Genomic DNA, 6,196 nt, shown 5'->3' with positions numbered 1-6,196 from the left:
CGTCCCAATAATGTAAAAAAAGTTTGTGTAAAAACTAAGATAAACTAACCAGATAAACGAACCCGTGAAGTTAACTGTAACGCAGAAGTCTTCCTAACCGATTTATTCGACGTTGTTAATAACTGCCTTACGCAAGCCGTTATTTAACGACCTCAATAATGATATCAGAGAGATTGAAAGATTGTAGACGTCGTTGTAAGGTGTTACAATTGCTTCGTTTTATCATAATAACCTGGATTTGACAGATAAGAAGTCACGTTAGATAGATTTGCTATTATAATCTTACTAGGGGAATAAAAGGGTCCAACTGGCTGGGTCTCCATACCTCAGCTGAATGGGGTCAATTGTTGGGGTCTTTTCGGTCTCGTTCAATATCGGCCTCTTGACGCATGTACCGATTTGCTCATCTTTGTATATTATTCGTAACTTATCCTCTTCCGTTCTATTCAGATATGTGGAGATTATCATGTTTCCTTGATTTTTAAACTAAAGTTGATAGGACTTAAAAGGGTTATTCCATTTTATGGCTACACGTCGTCATCATCCATTTTAGAATGGTATAGAGTGACATTTTTGCGAGTGCGTAGATGGTGTATGTAGTTTCTTTTGTAAGCATTTTGTAAAAATTGAACAATGTAGGCACCCACATATATATTACTAAAATCATTTTTACGTCTTAAAGGCTTTTTGTGGGTGGTTGTGTGATGATCACGTATGATGACTCAATTTTTCTCAGTTAGAGTTTTGGTATCGTAAGCCTCGGAAAACCCCTAATTGATACCAAATTTTGCACTCCCCGAAAATTGTACCGTAAAGTTATAACCTTGACTTCAACTCCAGCTCCATGGCTGTCCAGAGGCGCGTGGCCGAGAGGGCGAGGCTTGGCCTGGTGAGGAAGTCGGTGGACACCGCACTGGCTGCTGCCGCCCTGGAGATGAGCACCATAAGGATGGTCCCCGAGAGGCTGACTCTTTACAGGGTTCACCTGGGGAGCACGTCGGCCACCAGGGAGCTGGCCGCGGAGGCGCTGGCCAGGAGGTACATGGAGTACTACAGGGACTACGTGGCGCTGATGGCGCGGCCGCCTCCAAGGCCTCAAGGTAGTTCCTTGATTTCGGGGCCACATCCTTTGGAAGCGTGCTCTGCCTTGGAAGGGGGTTGAGGGCGTTGAGGTCATGGTGAGGCCCCTGAGGGCCGTATGGCTTCGCCTGAGGGGCTGGTCGATGAACAGGAGGGCCGTACTGGGCTCCATGGCGTGCCTTGCGCCGGCGGGCCTCGCCAGGACCTTGCATCTTTCTCGACATTTAGGTGTCGGTGGGTGAGGAGCCCACCATCCAGGCACCACGCTGACGCTAAGACTTATAATGTTGTCAGCAGGCGAAGGGCAAGGGGTTGACGGTGAAGGCTGCTAGGGTTCTCTTTGTGGCGCCTCACCCCGACGACGAGTGTATCAACGCCGGTGGGCTGCTCTCAATGCTATTGTCACTGGGCCACGAGGTCCACGCGGTCTATATGACCGACGGCAGGCTCGGCTCCCCCAGGCCGGAGGAGAGGGGTGACGCCCTTGCAGCGAGGAGGAGGCAGGAGGCCCTCAAGGCACTTGACGTCCTCGGCGTGCCCAGGTCGAACGCGGTCTTCCTGAACTTCAGGGACGGCGAGCTGATAAACCACGTCGGCGAGGCCGCCAGGACCCTCTCGGACGTATTGACTTCACTGAGGCCCGACCTGGTGATAGCCCTCCCACAGCTACGAGCTGCACCCGGACCACAGGGCCTCGGGGCTGGCAATCGACGAGGCCTTAAGGGCCTCCGGGGTCAGGGCTGAGGTGGCCTACTACATACTTTACAGGAAGTCCCCTGACTGGAGGCCCCCTGACCTGACTGCATTCTACGTTGACGTAGGCGACTTCAGAGGGAGGAAGATGGAGTGCATGAGGGCCCACGAGTCCCAGCTCAGGTACATGACGAAAGATTACATAGAGGAACACTTTGAGGTTGAGTGCGAGGCCTACTACAGCAGGGGCGAGCCGCCGCAGCTCCTGAGGGACCTTCAGGGCAGCTGCCCGGGACCGCTTAGGCCCACCTCTTAGCCGATTTAACAGGGCCGCGCCTCAGCTGCGAGGTTAACGGTGGGTACAATGGTGAGGTACCGGCCGGAGGACAGGCTGGCCGCCGGGGTCCCCCTTGGGGGCATCGGGGCCAGCAAGGTGGAACTTGACAACGTTGGGAGGCTGGTTAACGCCGTCTTTAACTCCAACTGGGACAGGCCCCTTAACATGGAGGCCTTCCACGTCCTTGTCATGCCGGACGAGGGAGGCCCCTTCTTCGCGCAGCACGCGAGGGCCTTGGAGCCGCTCTCGCGCCTTGGCCTGCTGGGCCTCGAGGGGGCTGAGCTTGAGGGCCTCTGGCCCTTCGCCTTCTACAGGGGCGCGTCTGGCCGGTATGAGGTCGAAGTGAAGGCCTTCACCTCCATAGTCCCCGACGACCTGAGGAGGTGGTCCTACGCCCTGTACGCCTACGCCGAGGCCAGGAGCCCGCTGAGGGAGGGCTGCAGGGTCAGGAGGTTTAAGGGGGCCGTGGCCCTGGAGCTCAACGACGAGAGGTACGTCAAGGCGTGGATAATGCTCAGGGGCGCTCCAGCAGACGACAACATGGCTGTCGTTGGAGAGCTGGCCGGGCCCGAGGAGGAGCTCATAGCCTCCCTCGTGCCGGAGTTCAGCAGGGTAAAGCTTGAGCCTGTCCCGTGAGCTCAGAGCTCAACCACGTCGCCCTCGCCTACCTTGACCTCCCTGAGGGCGCCGTCATAGTATATCAGCGTCCCGGGCGCCCTGGCCCTCACCTTATTTCCCTCAACGGTAACGCCGGCGGGCGGCACCAGGAGCTCAGCTATGCCTATCACGGCGACGCCGTTAACCACGGGGGAGAGGGTCACCAGCTCCGCCTCGAGCTCCCCGAGCTCCAGGTCAACGCCCTCGGGGCCGCTGATGACCCCAGCCTCGCCCATGACGGACTTGTAGTAGGCAAGCCTCTCGGCGGCCGGCGGCCTCGGCAGGTAAGACGGCATGAGGGCCTCCCTGACCCTCGAGCCCCTCCTGGTCACGTTGAAGGCCCCGACGACCGGGACCCCGGAGGCCGTGGAGGCTATCTTCAGCAGCGCGTCCTCGTTGTAGGGGTCCCTGAGCAGCACGTCCCTGGTGACGAGGCCGGGCTCGTCAGCTACCGCCAGGGTGCCGTCGGGCAGGGTCAGCCTCCTCAGCACGTCCACGTTTGTCCTGTCCGGGAACCTGTCGGTTATGTAAACAGGCCCGCCGCTCACGGCCGCGGCCACGGCGTAGGCGAGGGCGCCCTGGTCGTAGGACATGAACATGTCGTAGTCGGGGTAAAGCACCGGCGAGAGGAAGGTGCCGGCGTACGCGCTGAACATTATGTGCAGCTTGGCCCCAGCCCTCCAGAACGGTATGTAGTCCACCGAGGCCCTGGCGACCGCCGCCTCTGAGAAGTTAGAGTAGGCCTCGGGCACAAGGGCCATGCACATAAGCAGCTCGAGACCCCTCCTTGAAGCCGCGGACTGAAGCGCGTCCTCGATGTACCCTGCCGCCTCAGCTGATGGCACATCAACGTAGCCGTCGTGGAGCCAGACCTGGTTGTCAACCTTGACCAGGCTGACCCCCTGCGATGCCATCCAGCCCAGGTAGTCCTCGTAGAACTCGATGGTCGAGCTCGGCCTCACGAAGTGGCCGTCCCTGACCTTCACCCTGTGGTAGCGGCCCGCCAGGCCCTCTGACAGGCTCCCCCAGTAGCCGTTTATCGTGGTCCACAGGCCCACCCTGAGCCCCATGGACTTGAGCTCCTCGGCCAGGCCCCTGAGCCCCCCTGGGAACTTTGAGCTGTCCGCCGAGAACTCCCTGAGCGACCTACCCTCCAGGGACTCCCAGCCGTCGTCAACAAGCGCCCAGCCGAGCCTCACGCCCCTGGCGAGCAGGGAGCTTACGGTGGCCTTAACGCCGGCCTCGGTAACGTTGCCCAGGAACGCGTTCCAGGAGCACCAGCCGAGCCTCCTTGAGAACGGGGGCCTGGGCTTCTGGGACCTCAGCCTTACCCTGGCGCGCCCCGAGGCCCTGGCCCACGCCCGGGCTACGGCTTCATATGGGTCGTCTGAAGTGGCGTAGGCCAGCACGTGGCCAGAGGCCGAGGCGGCCGGGGAGCCCAGGTAAACCGAGAGCCTGGGCCCCGGGCCCAGGTAGCCCGTGAGCTGGCCCGAAGAAATGGCCACTATGGAAAGCCACCTGCCGCCCTCGACGGCCAGCAGGCCGGCCGTCAGGGGAGGTATCGAGCCCTCGCCCTTAATCCATATGGGGTAGAGCCACGGCGCCGGCCTCCCTCCCCTGAACTCCCTGGGCGGGTACTCGACGTCGTCAGGGGGCCTCTCAGCCGAGGGGGCGGCCCCCGCCCCGAGCTGGTTGTAGTACCTGAAGCCAACGGCGTAGGCGGACTCAGGGGCGGGGTCGTTGGTGAGCGCCAGGCCCCTGCGGAGCTTAAGTTGGAGCCCCAGCTCGAGGGGCCATGAACTGTCGAGCCCCCTGCGCTGGGTCAGCCTGACCAGCAGTGAGCCGCCATCATCTATAACCTCGACCTCGGCGGAGGGGCACCTGAACCTCCCCTCGGCCCCCTCGCAGGCCTCCTCGCCGTCGGGCCCCCCGACGACGACCTCCCTGACCCCTAAAGTCATAAGTTTGTCCATGTAAAGGTGCGCGCCTCCTGTATAAAATATTGATCGACCTTTGATGGGGCCCGCGCCGCCTGGCTCTCTCACAGCAAGACTTCCAGTAGGCCCTTTGGACTCTCCTCCATTATGCTCACTTACAGGCCCTGGGAACCAACAGCCCCTGGTAGGTCCACCCTGAGCACGCCGTGCCCGCGCTGCATGGCAACGTTAAGAACAGGTATTCTCATTTATAAGGGCCTCGAGCCTTCATCGCTGACTTCTTTTTTAAGTTACGTGAGGTTTAACCACCGCGGGCGACAGTCTTGAGCCGCGCGCACCTGATAATAGTCCTCCTGTTGGCTTTGGTTCTCCTGGCGCCTCAGCCGCGCGCCTCAGGCCTTCACGTGAGCAGGCCCTTACTGCCAAGGCTTCCCGTGGCGCCCTTCCCTGAGGCCGCCACCGAGTATGCCTGGGCCATTGGTATAAACGACAACGGCACCGCGCTCATTAACGGCAGCCCGGTTAACTACTATTACACAGCTCACTCCCTGATGGGCGTCTTCAACTTCTACGGCGGCTCCTTCTACTCGGGCCCGCCAGTCCAGGCAAACTGGTCCTCGGTGCAGCTCAACGCTAACTTCAACGTGACGCCTGACTTGGTGCTCTGGGCCCAGGACGTGATAGCAATCTACGCCGCTGGCCACGGCACCTACTACGTGGCTATAGTGGACAACCTGTGGAACGCCACCAACCCGGCCGTGCTCAGCGCCAGCGGCAACGGGAACATAAGCAGCTACCAGGGGGAGCAGTACTACGCCTATGTCTACCCGGTCTACTTTGAGACCACCGAGCCGTTCCACGTCTACGTCATGATGAACGTCAGCGTCAACGCGGCCATGGAGCCCGTGCTCTACATGTACTTCAGGTTCGTGAACTCAACCTACGACAGCGGCTGGGTGCTCTACGACACCATAACAGTGAACGAGACAGCGTCCAACGACAACCCGACCTTCCTCGCGGGCAGTGTGCCTGGCGTCGCCAGCTACTACGGCTACCCCTACGTAATACAGTTCGTCACGGCCGGCGGCGGGGGAGGGTCCACGCTTTACGCATACTCATGGGACGCCAGCATGATGCTTTACTACAGGTACCACGACAGGTTCTACGCCGTGCCAGGGGCCTTCTCCATGAGGCCGTACTATTTCTCCGGAGGAGTGACGACCGAGAACGTCAGCGCGGTGCAGGGCATAGCGGAGTACTACTATGACGGCCTCGTGTACCAGGTCTCCGGCGGCAGCTCCCAGGAGGCCCTCTGGCAGGCCTCTGCAGGCAGCTACTCTCACGCCCCTGACGAGGTCTCCGTCAACCTGACGCCCGCTGGCGCCCTGTGGGTTGTAAGCGTCAGGGGCATGAACGTGAGCTTCTCAAGGACTTTAGTGGTCACGTCGCCTCAGGCCTCAATTCAGGTGCCCCCAGGCGAGTATAATGTAAC

At 60.1% G+C, this 6,196-nt stretch carries 6 protein-coding genes; 5 read left to right on the top strand and 1 reads right to left on the bottom strand.

The window, feature by feature from the left end:
- Window positions 1-844 precede the first annotated feature (844 nt).
- The 4 genes from ACP5H1_RS07650 to ACP5H1_RS07635 all read left to right on the top strand — a co-directional run bounded on the left by ACP5H1_RS07650 (window position 845) and on the right by ACP5H1_RS07635 (window position 2,746).
- Entirely contained in the window at window positions 845-1,162 is a 318-nt protein-coding gene (locus ACP5H1_RS07650) for a hypothetical protein (protein WP_427973709.1), read from the top strand.
- A 236-nt stretch (window positions 1,163-1,398) separates the two neighbouring features.
- Window positions 1,399-1,824, top strand: coding sequence for a PIG-L deacetylase family protein (locus tag ACP5H1_RS07645; RefSeq protein ID WP_427973706.1), 426 nt, complete (start codon window positions 1,399-1,401; stop codon window positions 1,822-1,824).
- A gap of 1 nt (window position 1,825) precedes the next feature.
- Window positions 1,826-2,089, top strand: a complete 264-nt coding sequence (locus tag ACP5H1_RS07640; RefSeq protein ID WP_427973703.1) for a hypothetical protein — start codon at window positions 1,826-1,828, stop codon at window positions 2,087-2,089.
- Window positions 2,090-2,137: 48 nt separating this feature from the next.
- Window positions 2,138-2,746, top strand: coding sequence for a hypothetical protein (locus ACP5H1_RS07635; RefSeq protein ID WP_427973700.1), 609 nt, complete (start codon window positions 2,138-2,140; stop codon window positions 2,744-2,746).
- A gap of 2 nt (window positions 2,747-2,748) precedes the next feature.
- Here the strand turns inward: ACP5H1_RS07635 and ACP5H1_RS07630 are convergent, their stop codons facing one another.
- Window positions 2,749-4,740 carry a Sip1-related alpha-galactosidase gene (locus tag ACP5H1_RS07630; protein ID WP_427973698.1) on the bottom strand — a complete coding sequence of 664 codons (1,992 nt, stop codon included), beginning with the start codon at window positions 4,738-4,740 and terminating at the stop codon, window positions 2,749-2,751.
- 287 nt (window positions 4,741-5,027) lie between these two features.
- Here ACP5H1_RS07630 and ACP5H1_RS07625 point away from each other — a divergent pair.
- Window positions 5,028-6,196: thermopsin family protease (locus ACP5H1_RS07625; protein ID WP_427973695.1), on the top strand; the 1,169-nt coding region annotated here is incomplete at its 3' end.

The organism is Acidilobus sp. (assembly GCF_049973875.1).
In the GTDB taxonomy this organism is placed as follows: Archaea; Thermoproteota; Thermoprotei_A; order Sulfolobales; family Acidilobaceae; genus Acidilobus.
Note: the sequence above shows the minus strand (reverse complement) of the source record. Positions and strands in the feature narration are given on the sequence as shown.

Coding starts and splice junctions, on each gene's coding strand:
- ACP5H1_RS07635 (WP_427973700.1), top strand. CDS start 2,138: ATGGTGAGGTACCGGCCGGAGGACAGGCTGGCCGCCGGGGTCCCCCTT.
- ACP5H1_RS07650 (WP_427973709.1), top strand. CDS start 845: ATGGCTGTCCAGAGGCGCGTGGCCGAGAGGGCGAGGCTTGGCCTGGTG.
- ACP5H1_RS07630 (WP_427973698.1), bottom strand. CDS start 4,740: ATGGACAAACTTATGACTTTAGGGGTCAGGGAGGTCGTCGTCGGGGGG.